General features: G+C 63.9%; 18 protein-coding genes and 1 tRNA gene. All 19 read right to left on the bottom strand.

Annotation, left to right across the window (positions count from 1 at the left end; genetic code table 11):
• Positions 1 to 11: 11 nt before the first annotated feature.
• On the bottom strand, positions 12 to 1,208 hold the full coding sequence (locus tag BTH_RS17710) for an acyl-CoA dehydrogenase family protein (protein ID WP_009892146.1): 1,197 nt from the start codon (positions 1,206 to 1,208) through the stop codon (positions 12 to 14).
• A 60-nt stretch (positions 1,209 to 1,268) separates the two neighbouring features.
• Positions 1,269 to 1,691, bottom strand: a complete 423-nt coding sequence (locus BTH_RS17705) for a DUF1178 family protein (protein WP_009892148.1) — start codon at positions 1,689 to 1,691, stop codon at positions 1,269 to 1,271.
• Between the two features lie 143 nt (positions 1,692 to 1,834).
• Positions 1,835 to 2,425 (bottom strand): NUDIX domain-containing protein, encoded by a 591-nt coding sequence (locus tag BTH_RS17700; protein ID WP_009892150.1) that lies wholly within the window; start codon positions 2,423 to 2,425, stop codon positions 1,835 to 1,837.
• 36 nt (positions 2,426 to 2,461) lie between these two features.
• The gene (locus tag BTH_RS17695) at positions 2,462 to 2,767 is read right to left on the bottom strand and encodes a DUF2818 family protein (RefSeq protein ID WP_009892152.1); all 306 of its coding nucleotides are present in this window, start codon (positions 2,765 to 2,767) and stop codon (positions 2,462 to 2,464) included.
• Entirely contained in the window at positions 2,767 to 4,224 is a 1,458-nt protein-coding gene (nuoN, locus tag BTH_RS17690; RefSeq protein ID WP_009892154.1) for an NADH-quinone oxidoreductase subunit NuoN, read from the bottom strand. Before nuoN ends, BTH_RS17695 begins: the two co-directional genes overlap by 1 nt.
• 39 nt (positions 4,225 to 4,263) lie before the next feature.
• Entirely contained in the window at positions 4,264 to 5,754 is a 1,491-nt protein-coding gene (locus BTH_RS17685; protein WP_009892156.1) for an NADH-quinone oxidoreductase subunit M, read from the bottom strand.
• A 15-nt stretch (positions 5,755 to 5,769) separates the two neighbouring features.
• Positions 5,770 to 7,818: an NADH-quinone oxidoreductase subunit L gene (gene nuoL / locus BTH_RS17680; protein WP_009892157.1), complete on the bottom strand. Its 2,049-nt coding sequence runs from the start codon at positions 7,816 to 7,818 to the stop codon at positions 5,770 to 5,772.
• Positions 7,819 to 7,835: 17 nt separating this feature from the next.
• Positions 7,836 to 8,141, bottom strand: coding sequence for an NADH-quinone oxidoreductase subunit NuoK (gene nuoK, locus BTH_RS17675; protein WP_004185739.1), 306 nt, complete (start codon positions 8,139 to 8,141; stop codon positions 7,836 to 7,838).
• Positions 8,142 to 8,159: 18 nt separating this feature from the next.
• Entirely contained in the window at positions 8,160 to 8,816 is a 657-nt protein-coding gene (locus tag BTH_RS17670) for an NADH-quinone oxidoreductase subunit J (protein ID WP_009892164.1), read from the bottom strand.
• A gap of 121 nt (positions 8,817 to 8,937) precedes the next feature.
• Positions 8,938 to 9,426, bottom strand: coding sequence for an NADH-quinone oxidoreductase subunit NuoI (gene nuoI, locus BTH_RS17665; protein WP_009892165.1), 489 nt, complete (start codon positions 9,424 to 9,426; stop codon positions 8,938 to 8,940).
• A 15-nt stretch (positions 9,427 to 9,441) separates the two neighbouring features.
• A complete protein-coding gene (gene nuoH / locus BTH_RS17660) occupies positions 9,442 to 10,506 on the bottom strand; it encodes an NADH-quinone oxidoreductase subunit NuoH (protein ID WP_009892166.1) in 1,065 nt (354 codons plus the stop codon).
• A complete protein-coding gene (gene nuoG, locus BTH_RS17655) occupies positions 10,507 to 12,837 on the bottom strand; it encodes an NADH-quinone oxidoreductase subunit NuoG (RefSeq protein WP_009892167.1) in 2,331 nt (776 codons plus the stop codon).
• 85 nt (positions 12,838 to 12,922) lie between these two features.
• Complete coding sequence (nuoF, locus tag BTH_RS17650) at positions 12,923 to 14,233, bottom strand: NADH-quinone oxidoreductase subunit NuoF (RefSeq protein WP_009892168.1); 1,311 nt, start codon at positions 14,231 to 14,233, stop codon at positions 12,923 to 12,925.
• A complete protein-coding gene (gene nuoE, locus BTH_RS17645; RefSeq protein WP_004185492.1) occupies positions 14,230 to 14,715 on the bottom strand; it encodes an NADH-quinone oxidoreductase subunit NuoE in 486 nt (161 codons plus the stop codon). The genes nuoF and nuoE overlap by 4 nt, the downstream gene beginning before the upstream one ends.
• Positions 14,716 to 14,876: 161 nt before the next feature.
• Positions 14,877 to 16,130 (bottom strand): NADH-quinone oxidoreductase subunit D, encoded by a 1,254-nt coding sequence (locus BTH_RS17640; protein WP_009892172.1) that lies wholly within the window; start codon positions 16,128 to 16,130, stop codon positions 14,877 to 14,879.
• Between the two features lie 9 nt (positions 16,131 to 16,139).
• Complete coding sequence (locus tag BTH_RS17635; RefSeq protein WP_009892174.1) at positions 16,140 to 16,742, bottom strand: NADH-quinone oxidoreductase subunit C; 603 nt, start codon at positions 16,740 to 16,742, stop codon at positions 16,140 to 16,142.
• 20 nt (positions 16,743 to 16,762) lie between these two features.
• Positions 16,763 to 17,242 (bottom strand): NuoB/complex I 20 kDa subunit family protein, encoded by a 480-nt coding sequence (locus tag BTH_RS17630; RefSeq protein ID WP_004186402.1) that lies wholly within the window; start codon positions 17,240 to 17,242, stop codon positions 16,763 to 16,765.
• A 62-nt stretch (positions 17,243 to 17,304) separates the two neighbouring features.
• Positions 17,305 to 17,664 (bottom strand): NADH-quinone oxidoreductase subunit A, encoded by a 360-nt coding sequence (locus tag BTH_RS17625; protein WP_004186624.1) that lies wholly within the window; start codon positions 17,662 to 17,664, stop codon positions 17,305 to 17,307.
• Between the two features lie 154 nt (positions 17,665 to 17,818).
• Positions 17,819 to 17,903: transfer RNA gene (locus BTH_RS17620), tRNA-Leu, on the bottom strand.
• Positions 17,904 to 17,989 lie beyond the last annotated feature (86 nt).

The following is a 17,989-nucleotide window of genomic DNA, read 5'->3' as shown; positions in this document are numbered from 1 at the left end:
GGCGCGGCTCCTTACAGTCCGAGAATCATCTGCGCGATGATGTTCTTCTGGATTTCGTTCGAACCGCCGTAGATCGACGTCTTGCGGTAGTTGAAGTAATGCGCGGCGAGCGGCGCCGCGTCGTCGTCGCCGGCCGCGCTGTGCTCGCGCTCGCCCTCCAGGAAGGCCGCGTCGAACGGCGCGGCGAGCGGCCCGATCGCGTCGACCATCAGCTCGGTCAGCGCCTGCTGGATCTCGGTGCCCTTGATTTTCAGCATCGATGCCTCCGGCCCCGGCCCGCGCCCGCTCGCCTCACTGCTGACGACGCGCAGCACCGTGACTTCGAGCGCCATCAGCTCGACTTCGAGCGCGGCGATCTTCGCGGCGAACACGGGATCGGCGATGAGCGGCTTGCCGTTCTTGTGCTCGCGCGACGCGAGGCGTTTCAGGAAATCGAGCTCGCGCTTCGATGCGCCGACCCGAGCAATGCCGGTGCGCTCGTGCCCGAGCAGATACTTCGCGTAGGTCCAGCCGCGATTTTCGTCGCCGACGAGATTCTCGACGGGCACCTTCACGTCCTCGAAGAACACTTCGTTGACTTCGCGATCCTCGTCGAGCGTGACGATCGGGCGCACCGTGATGCCCGGCGATTTCATGTCGATCAGCAGGAACGATATCCCTTCCTGCTTCTTCGCGTCGGGATCGGTGCGCACGAGGCAGAACATCATGTCGGCGTACTGGCCGAGCGTCGTCCAGGTCTTCTGGCCGTTGACGACGTAATGATCGCCGCGGCGCTCGGCGCGCGTGCGCAGCGAAGCGAGGTCCGAGCCCGAGCCGGGCTCCGAGTAGCCCTGGCACCACCAGTCGGTGCCGTCGAGGATGCGCGGCAGATAACGGCGCTTTTGCGCTTCGCTGCCGTACTTCATCAGCACCGGCGCGACCATCGACACGCCGAACGGCAGCACGGGCGGCGCGCCGATCCGCGCGCACTCCTCTTCCCAGATGTGGCGCTGCGTCGCGTCCCAGCCGGGCCCGCCGTACTCGACGGGCCACGCGGGCGCGGACCAGCCTCGCGTGCCGAGCAGCCGGTGCCAGCTCGCGAAGTCGTCGCGATTCAAACGCTTGTGGTTGAGAACCTTATCGCGCAGCGCGCGAGGCAGATTCGCCTCGAGCCACGCGCGGACTTCGGCGCGAAACGCGTCGTCGGCGGGGGAATAATCGAGATCCATGCGCAGTGTCTCCTCTGACCGCGCCGGCCGCCTGCGGGCCGCGCAGCGATCAGCGGTCGATCACTGCAGGGGCTCTTTCAGCGCGGCGGGAACCGGCAGCGGCATCACGTCGATGCCCTCTTCGGCCAAGGCTTGCGCGTCTTCGGGCGTGGTCACGCCGCGAATGCTGCGCGCGGGCGCTTCATTGTAGTGAATGCGCCGCGCTTCCTCGGCGAAGCGCTCGCCCACGTTCTCGGTCTTCGCGAGCACCTCGCGCAGCGCGCGCAGCGCCTGGGCCTGAAGCGCGCGCGGATCGGCCGGCCGCGCCTGCGACGCACCCGACAGATTCAGGCGCGGCGCGGACGGCATGCGGCTGACCTCGGTCGCCCCGCACACCGGACATTCGACCAGCTTGCGGGACAACTGCGCTTCGAACTCATCGGCCGATGCGAACCAGCCTTCGAACCGATGGCCATGCGGGCACTGTAAATCGAGGACCTTCATGCTGAATCAGGGCGTGCTGCCAGTGTATCGCAAATGGAAATTTTTTGAACGGTCGTGCTAAATTCAGTCCGAAAAAGAACACGATCGAGCCGGCCGACGGCACCGATTGTATCCCTTCGCAAAATCGGCCGCTCGGCGCGCTGCTACGGCCGGATCACACTGCCGAGCGGCCATGCGCCCGACATCGCCTTCTCGAGCCACATCGTGCCGATGATCGTCTTCACGTCGGTGATCTGGCCGGTGCGCACCCATTCGAGCAAGTCCGGCAGCGTCGCCGTGAACGTCTCGAGGAACTCGCCGTCGTCGAGCTTGCGCTCGCCCGCCGTCAGGCCGCGTGCGAGGTAGATGTCGATGAATTCGGTCGAATACGAAATGATCGGATGAATGCGCGTGAGAAATACGTATTCGCGCGCGGTGTAGCCCGTTTCCTCGCGCAATTCGCGAACCGCGCAGGCGAGCGCGCCTTCGTCCGGATCGAGCTTGCCCGCCGGAAATTCAGCCATCACCTTGCCGATCGGGTAGCGATACTGGCTCTCCATCAGCACACGGCCGTCGTCGAACAGCGGGATGACCATCACCGCGCCCGGATGCGTCACATATTCGCGCGTCGCGTGCTTGCCGTCCGGCAAGCGAACCGTATCGCGCTTGACCTTCAGGAACGAGCCGTCGTAGACAGGCTCGCTTTCGATGCAAGTTTCGGTGAGGGTGGCGTCGTGATTCGGCAAGTCGGCCATCGGCGGCTCCGCGGTGGGGCGCGACGGCCTACGCCGTCAACGCCGTTTGACGAGATACTGGAACGTGAAGCCGGGAAACGCAAACACCACGAAGAGACTGAAAGTGATCGCGTAAAACTGCCAGCCCTGTTCGAAGCGATTGCCGGCGCGCGATTCGAGCCAGAAGCCCAACGCGCCGACGACGAAATACAGCACGATCATTTCGCCGATCCGAACCCATGCGCTCTTTTTCGCCGTCGCCCCGCTTTTCAGCGGCACGACGGCGAACAGGCGCTGATTCAGGAACGGCAGGTTGGCGCCCACGAGCGCCAACAGCACGATGAACCAGCCGGCGGCCGACATTACAGCGGCAGCGTGTGGCTGATGGCCTGCAGGCAGATCGTCATCAGCGGGCCCGGCACGATGCCGAGCACGACGACTGCGAGGCCGTTGAGCACGAGGATCGCGCGCTTGCATGCGTCGCCCGCGATCGGCGTCGTGTCCTGCGGCGCGTCGAAGTACATCAGCTTGACGATGCGCAGATAGTAGAACGCGCCGAACAGCGACGTGATGACGGCGAGCACCGCGAGCCACGTGAGGCCGGCGTTGACCGTCGCCTCCAGAACGGCGAGCTTCGCGTAGAAGCCGACCGTCGGCGGAATGCCGGCAAGCGAGAACATCATCACCATCATCACGAACGCGAACACCGGGCTGCGCTTGTTGAGGCCCTTGAAGTCGTCGAGCGTTTCCGCTTCGAAATCGCGGCGCGCAAGCAGCATCACGACACCGAACGAGCCGAGCGTGGTCACGAGGTAGACGATCGTGTAGAACATCGCCGAGCTGTAAGCGCTCGCCGCCGACGACGGATTGCCGTTGACGACGCCCGCGAGCAGACCGAGCAGCACGAAGCCCATGTTCGAGATCGCCGAGTACGCGAGCATCCGCTTGATGTTGCGCTGGACGATACCGGTAATGTTGCCGACGATCAGCGACAGCGCGGCGAGGATCACGAGCATTTCCTGCCAGTCGACCGCGAGCGGCAGCAGGCCCATCACGAGGAAGCGCAGGCCCCACGCGAACGCCGCGACCTTCGGGCCGCCGCCGACGAAGAGCGTCATCGCGGTGGGTGCGCCCTGGTAGACGTCCGGCACCCACATGTGGAACGGCACGGCGCCGAGCTTGAACGCGACGCCCGCGACGATGAAGATCACGCCGAACAGCAGCACCGCGTCGTTGATGCGGCCCGATGCGACCGCCTTCAGCACTTCGTTCAGCTCGAGCGAGCCCGTCGCGCCGTACAGCATCGAAATCCCGTAAAGCACGAAGCCCGAAGCGAGCGCGCCGAGCACGTAGTACTTCATCGCCGCTTCGCTCGACTGCGCGCCGTCGCGACGCAGCGCGATCACCGCGTACAGCGACAGCGACATCAGCTCGAGGCCGAGGTACAGCGTGAGGAAGTTGTTGCCCGAGATCATCACGAGCTGGCCGAGCAGCGAGAACATGCCGAGCAGGAACACGTCGCCGCGGAACAGGTCGCGATCCTCGAGGTACTTGCGCGAGTAGACGAGTGTCACCGCGAAGCCGATCGACACGACCGCCTTCATCGCGCTCGCGAACGAATCGACCACGACCATCCGCGAGAAGAAGTAATACTGCTGCGGATCGAAGGCTTGCAGTGCGAACCACACGCCCGCCGCCGCCGACGCGACGACCGCGATCAGATACGTGAGGCGGCGGCCGGCTGCGCCGACGAAGGTGTCGTTCAGCCAGGCGACGATGATGGCGGCCATCACCAGCGCATCAGGCAACAGGACATTCATAGGTGCGTTTTGCATGATCTTTGTATCCTCCGCTCGGGCTTACTGGGCCAGCGGCAGTTTCGACTGCGCGACGTGGGAGAGGAGGTTTTCCACGGAAACGTGCATCACGTCGGTGAAGGGCTTCGGATAGAGGCCCATCAGCAGCGTGAACGCGGCGAGCACGGCGAGCATCGTGAATTCGCGACGGCTGATGTCCGACAGCTTCGCGACCTTGTCGCTCGTCACCGCGCCGAAGTACACGCGCTTGTACATCCACAGCGTGTACGCCGCGCCGAGAATCAGCGTGAACGCCGCGCCGAACGCGATCCAGAAGTTGTACTGAACCGCCGCGAGGATCACCATGAACTCACCGACGAAGCCCGACGTGCCCGGCAGGCCGCAGTTGGCCATCGAGAACAGCATCGCGAACGCGGCGAACTTCGGCATCACGTTGACGACGCCGCCGTAATCGGCGATCTGGCGCGAGTGCAGGCGGTCGTACAGCACACCGATGCAGAGGAACATCGCGCCCGACACGAAGCCGTGCGAGATCATCTGGACGATCGCGCCCTCGACGCCGAGCTGGTTGAAGATGAAGAAGCCGAGCGTGACGAAGCCCATGTGCGCGATCGACGAATAGGCGACGAGCTTCTTCATGTCCGCCTGCACCATCGCGACGAGGCCGATGTAGATCACCGCGGTCAGCGACAGCGCGATCACGACGGGCGCGAAGAAGTGGCTCGCGTCCGGCGTGATCGGCAGCGAGAAGCGCAGGAAGCCGTACGCACCGAGCTTCAGCATGATCGCGGCCAGCACGACCGAGCCGCCCGTCGGCGCTTCGACGTGCGCGTCCGGCAGCCAGGTGTGCACCGGCCACATCGGCACCTTCACCGCGAACGCGAGGAAGAACGCGATGAAGAGCAGCACCTGCGGCGTCATCGCGATCTTCGCGTTCTGCCACGTCGCGAGATCGAACGAGTGCGTCTGCGTGTACAGGTAGATCAGCGCGACCAGCATCAGCAGCGAGCCGGCGAGCGTGTACAGGAAGAACTTGAACGCCGCGTACACGCGGTTCGGGCCGCCCCACACGCCGATGATGATGTACATCGGGATCAGCGTCGCCTCGAAGAACACGTAGAACAGCAGGCCGTCAGCCGCCGAGAACACGCCGATCATGATCCCCGACAGGATCAGGAACGCGGCGAGATACTGCGACACGTTCTCGGTGATCACCTCCCAGCCGGCGATCACGACGATCACCGTGATGAGCGCGGTCAACACGACGAACCACATCGAGATGCCGTCGACGCCCAGGTGATACGAGATGTTGAAACGTTCGATCCAAGTCGTTTGCTCGACGAACTGCAGCGCGGCGGTGCTCGAGTCAAAGCCCGTGATCAGCGGAATCGTCACGGCCAGGCCCGCGAGCGAGCCGATCAGCGCGATCCAGCGCGCCGCGCCGGGATTCTTGTCGGAGCCGACCGCGAGCACGACGAGGCCGAACACGATCGGCAACCAGATCGCGGTACTGAGAATCGGAAAAGAGTGCATTAGTCGTCCCCCGCCTTATTTGCCGCCGAGCGTTACAAACAGGGTCAGGAGCCCCAGCATGCCGATGATCATGGCGAACGCGTAGTGATAGATGTAACCGGATTGGAGGAAGCGGATCACGCCGGCGAACCAGCCGATGAAGCGCGCGCTGCCGTTGACGAGGCCGTCGATCACCACGACGTCGCCTTCCTTCCACAGACCGCGGCCGATCGCGATCGAGCCCTTCGCGAACACGACCTCGTTGATCTTGTCCATGTAGTACTTGTTGTCGAGCAGCGTGTAGATCGGGCCGAACGCACGACGGATCGCAGCCGGCAGATCCGGGCGCTTCAGGTACAGGAACCACGCGACGACGACGCCCGCGAGCGCGAGCCACACGGGCAGGCCCGACACCGAGTGCAGCCCCATCGCCGTCCAGCCGTGGAATTCCTCCGCCATCTCGGCGAGCGCCGGGTGGTTCTGGCCGATGAAGATCACCTTGTCGAACGCGACGCCGTGCTGGAAGAAATCGCCGTACAGCATCGGGCCGATCGCGATCGCACCGATGATGACCGACGGAATCGCAAGCAGCACGAGCGGCACCCAGACGACCCAAGGCGTTTCGTGCGGCTCGTGCGCATGGCCGTGGCCGTGGTCGTCGTCATGGCCGTGATGCGCGGCCGATTCGGCGCCGTGGTTGTTGCCGAACGCCTTCGGATGGCGGAAACGCTCCTCGCCGTGGAACACGAGGAAGTACATCCGGAACGAGTACAGCGCCGTGACGAACACGCTCGCGACAACCGCGAAGTACGCGAAGCCCGAGCCCGGCAGGTGCGACAGCTTCACCGCGTCGATGATCGAGTCCTTCGAGTAGAAGCCCGAGAAGAACGGCGTGCCGATCAGCGCGAGCGAGCCGACGAGCGACGTGATCCACGTGATCGGCATGTACTTGCGCAGGCCGCCCATGTTGCGCATGTCCTGATCGTGGTGCATGCCGATGATCACCGAGCCCGCGCCGAGGAACAGCAGCGCCTTGAAGAACGCGTGCGTCATCAGATGGAACACGGCGACCGGGTACGCGGACACGCCGAGCGCGACCGTCATGTAGCCGAGCTGCGACAGCGTCGAATACGCGACGACGCGCTTGATGTCGTTCTGGACAATGCCGAGGAAGCCCATGAAGAGCGCCGTGATCGCGCCGATCACCGTGATGAACGACAGCGCGGCGTCGGACAGCTCGAACAGCGGCGACATGCGGGTGACCATGAAGATGCCGGCCGTCACCATCGTCGCCGCGTGAATCAGCGCGGAGATCGGCGTCGGGCCTTCCATCGAGTCGGGCAGCCACACGTGCAGCGGGAACTGTGCGGACTTACCCATCGCGCCGATGAAGAGGCAAATGCAAGCGACGGTCAGCAAACCCCACTGAGTGCCCGGAAAATTCAGCGCCGCGAGCTCCGCGCGCTTCGCGAACACTTCGCCGTAGTTCATCGAGCCGGCGTACGCCAGGATGAGGCCGATGCCGAGCAGGAAGCCGAAGTCGCCCACGCGATTCACGAGGAACGCCTTCATGTTCGCGTAGATCGCGCTCTCACGCGTGAAGTAGAAGCCGATCAGCAGGTACGACACGAGACCCACCGCTTCCCAGCCGAAGAACAGCTGCAGGAAGTTGTTGCTCATCACGAGCATCAGCATCGAGAACGTGAACAGCGAGATGTACGAGAAGAAGCGCTGGTAGCCGTCCTCTTCCGACATGTAGCCGATCGTGTAGATGTGCACCATCAGCGACACGAACGTGACGACGACCATCATCATCGCGGTCAGCGTGTCGACGAGGAAGCCCACCTCGAGCTTCAGCGAGCCGACGTTCATCCATTCGTAGACCGTCGCGTTGTAGCTCGCGCCGCCCAGTACCTGGAAGAACACCATCGCGGAAAGAATGAACGAGACCGCGACGCCGAGAATCGTCACGCGATGTGCGCCCTTGCGCCCCACCGCATTGCCGAACAGCCCCGCGATCAGCGAGCCGGCCAGCGGAGCGAGCGGAATCGCCAGCAGCAGGTTTTCATTGAGTGTCGTTGACATAACAGCGTTGCCTGAAATTAACCTTTGAGCTGATCGAGATCCTCGACATTGATCGTGTCGAGCTTGCGGAACAGAGTCACCAGAATCGCGAGGCCGATTGCGGCTTCCGCCGCCGCGACCGTCAACACGAAGAACACGAAGATCTGGCCGTGGACGTCGCCCAGGTAGTGCGAGAACGCGACGAAATTGGTGTTCACCGCGAGCAGCATCAGCTCGATCGCCATCAGGATGATGATGATGTTGCGGCGGTTCAGGAAAATCCCGACGATCGCGATCGCGAACAGGATCGCGCCGAGCACGAGGTAATGAGCCAAGGTCAACATAGATTCTTCTCCTCTCGCTTAGCCGTTGCTCGAGCCCGACGCGGCGTCGCTCGCGGCGGCTTCCGTCTGCGGCTTGTCGGCTTGCATCTTCACGAGACGCACGCGATCCTCGCGGCGCACCTTCACCTGCTCGGACACGCGCTGGCGCTTGCTGTCCTTGCCCTTCTGCGCGGTCAGCGCGACCGCCGCGATGATCGCGACGAGCAGCACGAGGCCCGCGATTTCGAACGCGAAGATGTAATCGGTGTAGATCACCTTGCCGATCAGTTTCGTGTTCGGCATGCCGGCGAGCGCGCCCGCGGCCATGTCGCGCACGGGCGAGCCCGTCGCGCCGTAGCCGCGCCAGAGGATCAGCGCCGTCTCGACGACGATGATCGCGCCCACCACGGTCGCCATCGGCACGAAGCGCTTGAAGTCACGGCGCAGCACGTCGATGTTGATGTCGAGCATCATCACGACGAAGAGGAACAGCACCATCACCGCGCCCACGTAGACGAGCACCAGCAGGATCGCGAGGAACTCGGCCTCGAGCAGCATCCAGATCGCGGCCGCGTTGAAGAACGCGAGCACGAGGAAGAGCGCAGACGCCACCGGGTTGCGCGATGTGATCACCTTCAGCCCCGACACCACGAGGAGCAGCGAGAAGATGTAGAAGAGTACGGTCGTGAAGTCCATGATTACCGGTTCATCATTAGGCCATTGTCAGGCGCGGTTGGCTGGCACCGCCGGGCGTGCCGCGGCGCTGCCGCGACTTGCCGGCCCGCTCGCCGGGCCGGCGTATCGGATTCCCGAAGGATCACCGATACCGCGCGTCGGCGGCCTTCGCGGCCGCGATCTCCTTCTCGTAGCGATCGCCCACCGCGAGCAGCATTTCCTTCGTGAAGTACAGATCGCCGCGCTTCTCGCCGTGATACTCGAGAATCTGCGTCTCGACGATCGAATCGACCGGGCAGCTCTCTTCGCAGAAACCGCAGAAGATGCACTTCGTCAGGTCGATGTCGTAGCGCGTCGTGCGACGGGTGTTGTCCGCGCGCGTCTCCGATTCGATCGTAATCGCCATGGCCGGGCACACCGCTTCGCACAGCTTGCACGCGATGCACCGCTCCTCGCCGTTCTCGTAGCGGCGCAGTGCGTGCAGCCCGCGAAAGCGCGGCGAAATCGGCGTCTTCTCCTCGGGGAACTGCACGGTGAACTTGCGCTTGAACGTGTAGCGTCCGGTCAGCGCGAGCCCCTTGAGCAGCTCGGTCAGGAAGAAGGTCTTAAAAAACTGTTGGATTGCCGTCATGATTTCGTCCGCCCTTTATTTCCAGATATTCAGCGGCGACATCATCCAGAAACCGACCACGATCACCCAGAACACGCAGACGGGCAGGAATACCTTCCAGCCGAGGCGCATGATCTGGTCGTAGCGGTAACGCGGGAACGTCGCACGGGCCCAAATGAACACCGACAGCAGCGCGAAGACTTTCAGCACCAGCCAGAAGATGCCCGGAATGAACGACAGGAATTCGAACGGCGCGTCCCAGCCGCCGAGGAACAGCGTCGCCGCGAGCGCCGAGATCACGATCATGTTGATGTACTCGGCGAGGAAGAACAGCGCGAACGCCATCCCCGAGTAGTCGATCATGTGACCAGCGACGATCTCCGATTCCCCTTCCACCACGTCGAACGGGTGGCGGTTCGTTTCGGCGATGCCCGAGATGAAATAGATGACGAACACCGGCAACAGCGGCAGCCAGTTCCACGACAGGAAGTTCACGCCGTGGCCCGCGAAGAAGCCATGCTGCTGCGAGCCGACGATCTCCGACAGGTTCAGGCTGCCCGCCGTCATCAGCACGAGCACCAGCGCGAAGCCCATCGAAATTTCGTACGACACCATCTGCGCGGCCGCGCGCATCGCGCCGAGGAACGCGTACTTCGAGTTCGACGCCCAACCGGCGAGAATCACCGCGTAGACGCCGATCGACGAAATCGCCATCGCGTACAGCAAGCCGGCGTTGATGTTCGCGAGCACCGCGCCCGCCTGGAACGGAATTACCGCCCACACCGCGAACGCCGGCACGACCGTCATCACGGGCGCGATCAGATACAGCCAGCGGCTCGCGGCCGTCGGATGAATCACTTCCTTGAGCAGCAGCTTCAGCACGTCGGCAATCGGCTGCAGCAGGCCCGCGGGGCCGACGCGGTTCGGACCGAGACGCACGTGCATCCAGCCGATCAGCTTGCGTTCCCACAGAATCAGGTACGCGACGCACAGCAGGATCACGACGGCGACGACGAGGATGCGCACGAGCGCCCACACCGTCGGCCATGCGACGCCGAGAAGCTGGGCTCCGCCCGAGTTGATCGTATCGAACAAGCTCATTTACGCCTTCTCCACCACCAGTTCACCGGACAGGCTGCCGAGCGCTGCGCCGGCAGGCGTGGCCGCCGACACGCGAACGACGGCTTCCGCAAGATTCTCGTCGCGCACGGCCGGCAACTGCACCGTGCGATCGCCCTGGCGCACGCGCACCGCGTCGCCGTTCTTCAGGCCGAGCTTGTCGAACAGCGCGGCGGGCAGGCCCGCCTTGTGCGCCGTCTTTGACGCGGCCGTCAGGTGCAGTGCGCCCGCGCGGCGCGACAGCGCGTCGGCATGATAGATCGGCACGTCGGCGAGACGCTCGAGCGCGCCGTTCGCGGCCTGCGCAACTGCACGCGCGGGCGCCGCCGACGTCTTGTTCGACAGGCGCGGCGCGATCTCGCCGTCGCCGAGCGCGGCGAGGCGCACTTCTTCCGACGTCTCGTACTCGAAATTCGGCAGGCCGAGCAGGCTGCCGAGCACGCGCAGCACCTTCCATGCGGGGCGCGTGTCGCCGAGCGGACGCACGACGCCGTTGAACGACTGCGCGCGACCTTCCGCGTTCACGTAGGTGCCGGCCGTTTCGGTGAACGGCGAGATCGGCAGCAGCACGTCCGCGTAATCAAGGCCGTACTTGAACGGCGACAGCACGACGACCGTCTCCGCCTGCTTCAGCGCGGCGAGCGCCTGCGCGGGATCGGCGGTGTCGAATTCAGGTTCGACATTGAGAAGCACGTACCCCTTGCGCGGCTGCGCGAACGCGTCGCGCGCGTTCAGGCCGTTCGCGCCGGGCAGCGCGCCGACAAGGTGCGCGCCGACCGTGTTCGCCGCTTCCGTCAGGAAGCCGAGCGTCGCGCCCGTGTTGTCGGCGATCCACTGCGCGATTGCATGGATCCGCGCGAACTGCGGATGCTGGACGGCGCTGTTGCCGAGCAGCACGGCGCGGCGCTCGCCATTCGCGAGCGATTGCGCGACCGCGCGTGCGGCGTCCGACGCTTCGACGCCCGCGAGCGCATCCGGCAGCGCGACGCCGCGCGCCTGCGCGACGGCGGCCGCGACGCCCGCGAGCGCATCGAGCCATGCCGACGGCGCGGCGACGATGCGCTGCGCGGTCGGGATCAATGCGTCGTCGCTCGTAGCGTGCAGGAAATGCAGTTTCGCGCCGTTCTTCGCCGCCTGGCGCAGACGCGCCGCGAAAAGCGGATGATCGCGGCGCAGGAACGAACCGACGACGAACGCGGCATCGACGGCCGACAGATCGGCGATCGGCATGCCAAGCCACGGCGCGCCTTGCGCGGCGGCGGAGAAATCGGCCTGACGCAGACGGAAATCGACGTTCGGCGTCTTCAGCTCGTTGGCGAGCTGCTTGAGCAGGAACAGTTCCTCGACCGTGCTGTGCGCAGTCGCGAGCGCGGCGAGCGCGGCCGGGCCGTGCTCGTCGGCGATGCCCTTCAGGCCGCGTGCGACGTATTCGAGCGCGGTTTGCCAGTCGACTTCGCGCCACTCGCCGCCCTGCTTGATCATCGGCTTCGTCAGGCGCTCTTCGCTGTTCAGGCCTTCATACGAGAAACGATCCTTGTCCGAGATCCAGCACTCGTTGACGGCTTCGTTTTCGAACGGCAGCACGCGCATCACGCGGTTGTTCTTCACCTGCACGACGAGGTTCGCGCCGACGGAATCGTGCGGGCTCACCGACTTGCGGCGCGACAGCTCCCACGTGCGGGCGCTGTAGCGGAACGGCTTGCTCGTCAGCGCGCCGACCGGGCACAGGTCGATCATGTTGCCCGACAGCTCGGAGTCGACCGTCTTGCCGACGAACGTCGTGATTTCCGAGTGCTCGCCGCGGCCCAGCATGCCGAACTCCATCACGCCGGCGATTTCCTGGCCGAAGCGCACGCAGCGCGTGCAGTGAATGCAGCGCGACATCTCTTCCATCGAGATGAGCGGGCCGACTTCCTTGTGAAACACGACGCGCTTTTCTTCCGCGTAGCGCGACGTCGACTTGCCGTAGCCGACCGCGAGATCCTGCAGTTGGCATTCGCCGCCCTGATCGCAGATCGGGCAGTCGAGCGGATGGTTGATGAGCAGGAACTCCATCACCGACTGCTGCGCCTTCACGGCCTTGTCAGAGTTGGTGTGGACGATCATGCCGGCCGACACGGGCGTCGCGCAAGCAGGCACGGCCTTCGGCATCTTCTCGACTTCGACGAGGCACATCCGGCAGTTGGCCGCAACCGACAGCTTCTTGTGATAGCAGAAGTGAGGGATGTACGTGTCCGCCTTGTGCGCAGCCTGGATCACCATGCTGCCTTCGGGCACCTCGACCTTCTTGCCGTCTATTTCAAGTTCAACCATGATGGTGAATGGTCCTTAACCTATTACCGCTCGCCCGCGTCCGCTCGACCGGGCGCTCGAATTCTGCAATCGGGTTGCGCCGTCGTCAGGCGGCGGCCGCATGCGCGTGGCCGCCGACCATGCAGTGCTTGTGCTCGACGTGGTACGCGAATTCGTCCCAGTAGTGCTTGAGCATCCCGCGCACCGGCATCGCCGCCGCGTCGCCGAGCGCGCAGATCGTGCGGCCCATGATGTTCTCCGCGACCGAGTTCAGCAGGTCCAGGTCTTCCTGGCGGCCCTCGCCGTGCTCGATGCGGTTCACGACGCGATACAGCCAGCCCGTGCCTTCGCGGCACGGCGTGCACTGGCCGCACGACTCTTCGTAATAGAAGTACGACAGGCGCAGCAGCGAGCGCACCATGCAGCGGGTCTCGTCCATCACGATCACCGCGCCGGAGCCGAGCATCGATCCCGCCTTCGCGATCGAGTCGTAGTCCATGTCGGTCTGCATCATGATGTCGCCCGGGATCACCGGCGCGGACGAGCCGCCCGGAATCACCGCCTTGATCTTCTTGCCGCCGCGCATCCCGCCCGCGAGCTCCATCAGCGTCGCGAACGGCGTGCCGAGCGGCACTTCATAGTTGCCCGGGCGCTCGACATCGCCCGACACCGAGAAGATCTTCGTGCCGCCGTTGTTCGGCTTGCCCATCTCGAGGTAGTTCTGCGGGCCGACGGCGAGCAGGAACGGCACCGCCGCGAACGTCTCGGTGTTGTTGATCGTGGTCGGCTTGCCATACACGCCGAAGCTCGCCGGGAAAGGCGGCTTGAAGCGCGGCTGGCCCTTCTTGCCCTCGAGCGACTCGAGCAGCGCCGTTTCCTCGCCGCAGATGTACGCGCCGTAACCGTGGTGCGCGTGCAGTTCGAACGAGAAGTCAGAGCCCATGATCTTCTCGCCGAGGAAGCCCGCGCGACGCGCTTCGTCGAGCGCCGCCTCGAAGCGCCGATACACCTCGAAGATCTCGCCGTGGATATAGTTGTAGCCGACGGTGATGCCCATCGCGTACGCGCCGATCGCCATGCCCTCGATCAGCGCATGCGGGTTCCAGCGCAGGATGTCGCGATCCTTGAACGTGCCCGGTTCGCCTTCGTCCGAGTTGCAGACGAGATATTTCTGCCCCGGGAATTGACGCGGCATGAAGCTCCACTTCAGGCCGGTCGGGAAGCCCGCGCCGCCGCGGCCGCGCAGCCCCGACGCCTTCACGTCGGCGATCACCTGCTCGGGCGGGATCTTTTCTTCGAGGATGCGGCGCAGCTGCTTGTAGCCGCCGCGCGCGACGTAGTCTTCGAGATGCCAGTTCTCGCCGGTGAGGCCGGCGAGGATCAGCGGTTTGATGTGACGATCGTGGAGGGACGTCATTTCGAGAGCTCCTCAAGCAGCTGGTCGATCTTCTCGCGGCTCATGAAGCTGCACATTTTGTGATTGTTGAGCAGCAGCACCGGCGCATCGCCGCACGCGCCGAAGCACTCGCCTTCCTTCAGCGTGAACTTGCCATCCGGCGTCGTTTCGCCGAAATCGATGCCGAGCTTCTGCTTCAAATAGTCGGCCGTCGCCTCGGCGCCGCCGTGCGGCCCGAGCTGGCACGGCAGGTTCGTGCAGAGCGTGATCTTGTGCTTGCCGACGGGCGCGAGCTCGTACATCGTGTAGAACGTCGCGACTTCCTGGACCGCGATGGCCGGCATGCCGAGATAGTCCGCGACGAACTGCATCAGTTCGGGCGACAGCCAGCCATGCTCTTCCTGAGCGACGGCCAGCGCCGACATCACAGCGGACTGTTTCTGATCGGCGGGATACTTCGCGATCGCTCGATCGATTTCTTTCAGGCCTTCAGCTGAGATCATTTTCAGACACGACTCATTCAATTCCTACCGCACGAACAACCTGCCGCATGATCGATGCGGCAGACCTGGCGCTCACTTTTGACAGCTTGTTGCGACGGCGCACTCGAATGCGCGCCGCTTGTGACTCGCCGCTCGATCGGGCCGACCGAGCGGCGCGACCGTCAGCGGTCGATTTCGCCGAACACGATGTCCTGCGTACCGATGATCGTGACGGCGTCGGCGATCATGTGCCCCCGCGCCATTTCGTCGAGCGCGGACAGATGGGCATAGCCCGGCGCGCGAATCTTGAGCCGGTACGGCTTGTTCGCGCCGTCCGACACCAGATAGATGCCGAACTCGCCCTTCGGATGCTCGACCGCGGCGTACGCCTCGCCTTCGGGCACGTGGAAACCTTCGGTGAAGAGCTTGAAATGGTGGATCAGATCCTCCATGTTCGTCTTCATGCCGACACGCGACGGCGGCGCGACCTTGTGATTGTCGGTGATCACGGGGCCGGGATTCTCGCGGAGCCACTCAATACATTGTTTCGCGATACGCGTCGACTGGCGCATCTCCTCGACCCGCACCAGATAGCGGTCGTAGCAATCGCCGTTCACGCCCACCGGGATGTCGAAATCGATGCGGTCGTACACCTCGTACGGCTGCTTCTTGCGCAGATCCCATGCAATGCCGGAGCCGCGGATCATCGGGCCCGTCAGGCCAAGCTGCAGCGCGCGCTCAGGCGAAACGACACCGATGCCGACGAGACGCTGCTTCCAGATCCGGTTATCGGTCAGCAGCGTTTCGTATTCGTCGACGCACTTCGGGAAGCGCGTGAAGAAATCGTCGATGAAATCGAGCACCGAACCCGAGCGCGCCTCGTTCATCTTCGCGAGCGCACGCTCGTTTCGAATCTTCGACGCTTTGTATTGCGGCATCGCTTCCGGCAGATCGCGATAGACGCCGCCCGGGCGATAGTACGCCGCGTGCATGCGCGCGCCGGACACCGCCTCGTACACGTCCATCAGGTCCTCGCGCTCGCGGAACGCATAGAGGAACACCGCCATCGCGCCGACGTCGAGCGCGTGCGCACCGATCCACATCAGGTGGTTCAGCACGCGCGTGATTTCGTCGAACAGCACGCGGATGTATTGCGCACGCTCCGGCACCTCGATGCCGAGCAGTTTCTCGATCGCGAGCACGTAGCCGTGTTCGTTCACCATCATCGACACATAGTCGAGACGGTCCATGTACGGCACGGACTGGATGAACGTCTTGCTTTCGGCAAGCTTCTCGGTTGCGCGGTGCAGGAGGCCAATGTGCGGATCGGCGCGCTGGATCACCTCGCCGTCGAGCTCAAGCACGAGGCGCAGCACGCCGTGCGCGGCCGGGTGCTGCGGACCGAAGTTGAGCGTGTAGTTCTTGATTTCAGCCATGACGCCCCCTTAATGTTTCAGACCGCCATAGCGATCCTCGCGGATCACGCGCGGCGTGATTTCGCGCGGCTCGATCGTCACCGGCTGGTACACGACGCGCTTCTCTTCCGGGTCGTAACGCATTTCGACGTAGCCGGAAACCGGGAAATCCTTGCGGAACGGATGACCGATGAAGCCGTAGTCGGTAAGGATGCGGCGCAGGTCGGGGTGGCCTTCGAACACGATGCCGTAGAGGTCGAACGCTTCGCGCTCGTACCAGTTCGCCGAATTCCAGATGTCGACGACCGACGGTACGATCGGCAGATCGTCGTCGGGGGCGAACACGCGCACGCGCAGGCGCCAGTTGTTCGCGACCGACAGCAGGTGCAGGACGGCGGCGAAACGCGGGCCGTCATAGGCGCCGTCGCCATAGGTCTGATAGTCGATGCCGCAGAGGTCGATCAGTTGCTCGAAGCCGAGCGAGCGATCGTCACGCAGTTGCTTCGCGACTTCGAGGTAATCGCTCGCCTTCACGACGAGCGTGAGCTCGCCAACCGCTTCGACGAGGCTCACCGCGCGCGCGCCGAGCGCGGCTTCGAGGTTCGCCTTGAGGGTCTCGATTTTGCTTGCCATGTTGTGGGGTGCTCGATGCTTTATTGACGGGCGATGGTGCTCGTGCGGCGGATCTTCGCCTGCAGCTGGATCACACCGTAGACAAGCGCCTCGGCGGTCGGCGGGCAGCCGGGCACGTAGACGTCGACGGGCACGATCCGATCGCAGCCGCGCACCACCGAGTACGAGTAGTGGTAGTAGCCGCCGCCGTTCGCGCACGACCCCATCGAGATCACCCAGCGCGGCTCGGCCATCTGGTCGTAGACGCGGCGCAGCGCGGGCGCCATCTTGTTGCAGAGCGTGCCCGCGACAATCATCACGTCGGACTGGCGCGGGCTCGGACGGAACACGACGCCGAACCGGTCGAGGTCGTAGCGGGCGGCGCCCGCATGCATCATTTCCACTGCGCAGCACGCGAGCCCGAACGTCATCGGCCACAGCGAGCCCGTACGCGTCCAGTTGATCAGCTTGTCAGCCGTCGTGGTGACAAACCCTTCCTTCAAGACCCCTTCGATACTCATTTGCTTTCCACTCCAGACAGGCGGCGACGCGTGGCCGCCCATGCAAACCGGCGATTAGCCCGTCACTCCCAGTCGAGGCCGCCCTTCTTCCAGATATAGGCAAAGCCGAGCAGGAATTCGAGCAGGAAAATCATCATTGCGATGAAACCGGGCCAGCCGATTTCGCGCAGGGCGACGCCCCACGGAAACAGGAATGCGGTTTCGAGATCGAAGATGATGAACAGAATCGCAACGAGGTAGTAGCGCACGTCGAACTTCATGCGCGCATCCTCGAACGCCTCGAAGCCGCACTCGTAGGGCGCGTTCTTCTCGCTGTCGGGCTTGTTGGGACCGAGGATCTTGCCGATGCTGACCAGCGCTATACCTAAACCAGTGCCCACCAGGAGGAACAACAAGACGGGGTAATAGGCTGCGAGGTTCAAGGCTATCCTCTATTGGTTGGTTCCGAGCGTTCCGGAGAATAACACCGTTCCGGGGAAAGGATCATTTCGGACTACCGGAGAACCCAAGCTGAGCGCAAGGGTAGCCCAGAAATGAAAAATGCCAGCCACACGAAGCGGCTGGCATTGAGTAACTTGGTGCCGACGGCGAGACTCGAACTCGCACAGCTTTCGCCACTACCCCCTCAAGATAGCGTGTCTACCAATTTCACCACGTCGGCACTGCATGCAACCCGGGAAGAAACTTCGTATCCCGCGAATCGCTTCAAGAATTAAATTCTAACCCGGTTCCCCGAATTGTTCAACG

It is taken from the genome of Burkholderia thailandensis E264, assembly GCF_000012365.1.
Classification (GTDB): domain Bacteria; phylum Pseudomonadota; class Gammaproteobacteria; order Burkholderiales; family Burkholderiaceae; genus Burkholderia; species Burkholderia thailandensis.
Note: the sequence above shows the minus strand (reverse complement) of the source record. Positions and strands in the feature narration are given on the sequence as shown.

Excerpts from the sequence above, each read along its gene's own strand:
- BTH_RS17710 (WP_009892146.1), bottom strand. The coding sequence starts at position 1,208 with ATGGATCTCGATTATTCCCCCGCCGACGACGCGTTTCGCGCCGAAGTC.
- BTH_RS17705 (WP_009892148.1), bottom strand. The coding sequence starts at position 1,691 with ATGAAGGTCCTCGATTTACAGTGCCCGCATGGCCATCGGTTCGAAGGC.
- BTH_RS17700 (WP_009892150.1), bottom strand. The coding sequence starts at position 2,425 with ATGGCCGACTTGCCGAATCACGACGCCACCCTCACCGAAACTTGCATC.
- BTH_RS17695 (WP_009892152.1), bottom strand. The coding sequence starts at position 2,767 with ATGTCGGCCGCCGGCTGGTTCATCGTGCTGTTGGCGCTCGTGGGCGCC.
- nuoN (WP_009892154.1), bottom strand. The coding sequence starts at position 4,224 with ATGAATGTCCTGTTGCCTGATGCGCTGGTGATGGCCGCCATCATCGTC.
- BTH_RS17685 (WP_009892156.1), bottom strand. The coding sequence starts at position 5,754 with ATGCACTCTTTTCCGATTCTCAGTACCGCGATCTGGTTGCCGATCGTG.
- nuoL (WP_009892157.1), bottom strand. The coding sequence starts at position 7,818 with ATGTCAACGACACTCAATGAAAACCTGCTGCTGGCGATTCCGCTCGCT.
- nuoK (WP_004185739.1), bottom strand. The coding sequence starts at position 8,141 with ATGTTGACCTTGGCTCATTACCTCGTGCTCGGCGCGATCCTGTTCGCG.
- BTH_RS17670 (WP_009892164.1), bottom strand. The coding sequence starts at position 8,816 with ATGGACTTCACGACCGTACTCTTCTACATCTTCTCGCTGCTCCTCGTG.
- nuoI (WP_009892165.1), bottom strand. The coding sequence starts at position 9,426 with ATGACGGCAATCCAACAGTTTTTTAAGACCTTCTTCCTGACCGAGCTG.
- nuoH (WP_009892166.1), bottom strand. The coding sequence starts at position 10,506 with ATGAGCTTGTTCGATACGATCAACTCGGGCGGAGCCCAGCTTCTCGGC.
- nuoG (WP_009892167.1), bottom strand. The coding sequence starts at position 12,837 with ATGGTTGAACTTGAAATAGACGGCAAGAAGGTCGAGGTGCCCGAAGGC.
- nuoF (WP_009892168.1), bottom strand. The coding sequence starts at position 14,233 with ATGACGTCCCTCCACGATCGTCACATCAAACCGCTGATCCTCGCCGGC.
- nuoE (WP_004185492.1), bottom strand. The coding sequence starts at position 14,715 with ATGATCTCAGCTGAAGGCCTGAAAGAAATCGATCGAGCGATCGCGAAG.
- BTH_RS17640 (WP_009892172.1), bottom strand. The coding sequence starts at position 16,130 with ATGGCTGAAATCAAGAACTACACGCTCAACTTCGGTCCGCAGCACCCG.
- BTH_RS17635 (WP_009892174.1), bottom strand. The coding sequence starts at position 16,742 with ATGGCAAGCAAAATCGAGACCCTCAAGGCGAACCTCGAAGCCGCGCTC.
- BTH_RS17630 (WP_004186402.1), bottom strand. The coding sequence starts at position 17,242 with ATGAGTATCGAAGGGGTCTTGAAGGAAGGGTTTGTCACCACGACGGCT.